3 protein-coding genes are annotated in these 2,074 nt (G+C 42.3%); 1 reads left to right on the plus strand and 2 read right to left on the minus strand.

Features of this window, described 5'->3' with window-relative positions; genetic code table 11:
- Positions 1-534: 534 nt before the first annotated feature.
- Together G493_RS31600 and G493_RS0126995 are read right to left on the minus strand one after the other, a co-directional pair.
- Complete coding sequence (locus G493_RS31600) at positions 535-831, minus strand: hypothetical protein (RefSeq protein WP_035276127.1); 297 nt, start codon at positions 829-831, stop codon at positions 535-537.
- A 93-nt stretch (positions 832-924) separates the two neighbouring features.
- Entirely contained in the window at positions 925-1,680 is a 756-nt protein-coding gene (locus G493_RS0126995; protein ID WP_028582839.1) for a hypothetical protein, read from the minus strand.
- Between the two features lie 167 nt (positions 1,681-1,847).
- On the opposite strand from G493_RS0126995, the gene G493_RS0127000 reads away from it, so the two are divergent.
- On the plus strand, positions 1,848-2,074 hold a 227-nt coding region (locus G493_RS0127000; RefSeq protein WP_028582840.1), incomplete at its 3' end, for a phage integrase N-terminal SAM-like domain-containing protein.

Below are 2,074 nucleotides of genomic sequence, written 5' to 3' on the forward strand. Positions count from 1 at the left end.
AAAATCGTCGCCAACTGCATTTTACTCTGACGAGGCTGAATTGCTTGAGGGAGGTACGTCTCCCCTGCGGCCTGCAATGTTCCCTGTGTACGCTTAACGACTGTTGTTCGCCAGATGGCTCCGCGAGTCGCGCAACACTCGGTACGGGCTGCTGGCTAGGCTTTGCCCGACAGGGACTTCCTGCTGGGTGTAGCCGGTCTTCCTAAAAAAACAGGGAGAAAAGAAAATAAGGAAAATTAGCATGATACACAACATCATTTTTCCATGATTTGTCAATAATTGTGTTTTAATGCCAAAAATCGCCATTTTTGACAAATTGTTGAAAATGCCTTTTTTCAAAATTTCGCAATTATAGCCAGATAGAAAAGTGGTTTTTTAATATAGACCGGCTGCACCCCTTCCTGCTTTATAGCAGGTCACCCTGCAAGAAGCGCCAAGCTGCGCCTGGCGCACTAACGTGAAATTAAGGGGCGCGCCAATATCTATTGCCGCGTTAGCGCCGGCAGGGTTAATCGCGTCCCCTTGAATGCCTGGTTATCGAAATTTTTCTTTTGTTTTAAGTGCAATATACTTTGACCTTGATTCACCATTTAGTGGGCTTTTTTCTTGTATGCACCATTCAATTAACTCTTCTACATCAATTTCTATTTTTTTAATTCGATAGGGGGAATTAGAAAGTTTATTAATTGTATCATTTGCATTTGCAAGCCATTCATAATATGTGTCTTCTAAATCCTTTACATCCTCGGATTTCTCTCTTAAGAGTGACCATTGCTCTTTTTTGTACCAGCCAACACCTAAAATTGATTTCTTTGATTTCTTCTTTTTCATTGTTTGAACTATTTTTCCAATCGACAACGCATTGCTAACCCGCTAAAAAAGCGCAGCTTTTTTAGTCGGTGTTCAGCAAATTGTTATGTTTCGTTAATATGCACCAAGCTGATCATGATCAATAGACGCACTCTCTTTAAGCATTGAGATAAGCGGAGCATATTTTTCTTTTAGTAATGGATTAGATAATTTATTAGCCATACCTTGTAAATTAGATGCCAACATTTTCCTGTCTTCATCCGATCTACTCATTTTATAAGGGTCAATAATAACGTATCCATCGACATCCTTTCGAAAATTAGCTACTAGATGATCGGTCATAGCGCCAGGATAGTCGGCAGCTAGATCAGCAAGAACTTTATTTAATTTTGACGAGATTACAACTCTAGATACCCTTGCGATTTCTGATTCAAGGCGATATGCGTTAATAAATGCGGGGCCTATTAATTCATTTTGATCCCAATAGATATCACCAAAATCAATGGCTCCCCGTAACGTATAGCCGCGCTCTATGGCCGCACGCCAGACTTCACGTATATTAGCTACCAAAGCTTCGAGACCTAGAGCCATATCACCAATTATGAGTTTTGGCTCCAGACCAAAAGCTATCGTTATGCTATCCGACACTGTATTAACGCGACATACATAGCGACGAACAGAAGCCCCCGACGGTATCTCTTCTTCTTCCTCGTCAAGCATAGGCAATGCGGATTTAATCGCCAACAGTTTCTCTAAAGGATTGGATTCAACCGCCTTCCAGTTTGCCAAAATATCCTGCGAGAACCCGAGTATGTCCAGAAAGCACACATAACCAACACCTTTAAAATTTCTAACATTACCAAGCTGCAATAGCTCACTCCTTTAAAACATAACGACTGGTATCAGCGCGTTTGCGGAACGCGTAGCGTGTAGCAAATCCGCTGGATGCCTTGGTTGGACGAAGCCGCTATGCGGCAGAAAATAGTGTATATTCCTGTAACAGTTTGATTCTCTAATCATTTACAAAGGAGTATACCATGAACAAAGCAGAAATAAAACGATTCGAATCTCTGTATGAGCGCCACCTGCAAAAGCTGACCCTGCAAGGCAAAAGTCCCAAAACCATAGACGCTTACGGTAGGGCTGTACGCCGTCTGGTTCAGTATTTTGGCCGCTGCCCTGACAAAATCAGCGTGCCTGAGCTTGAAGACTACTTTGCCAAATTGGTCGAAGGTTACTCTTGGAGCACGGTCAAGCTTGACAG

Source organism: Desulfogranum japonicum DSM 18378, assembly GCF_000429945.1.
In the GTDB taxonomy this organism is placed as follows: domain Bacteria; phylum Desulfobacterota; class Desulfobulbia; order Desulfobulbales; family Desulfobulbaceae; genus Desulfogranum; species Desulfogranum japonicum.

Bases quoted from the DNA above. Each gene is read 5' to 3' on its own strand.
- G493_RS31600 (WP_035276127.1), bottom strand. From the start codon at position 831: ATGAAAAAGAAGAAATCAAAGAAATCAATTTTAGGTGTTGGCTGGTAC.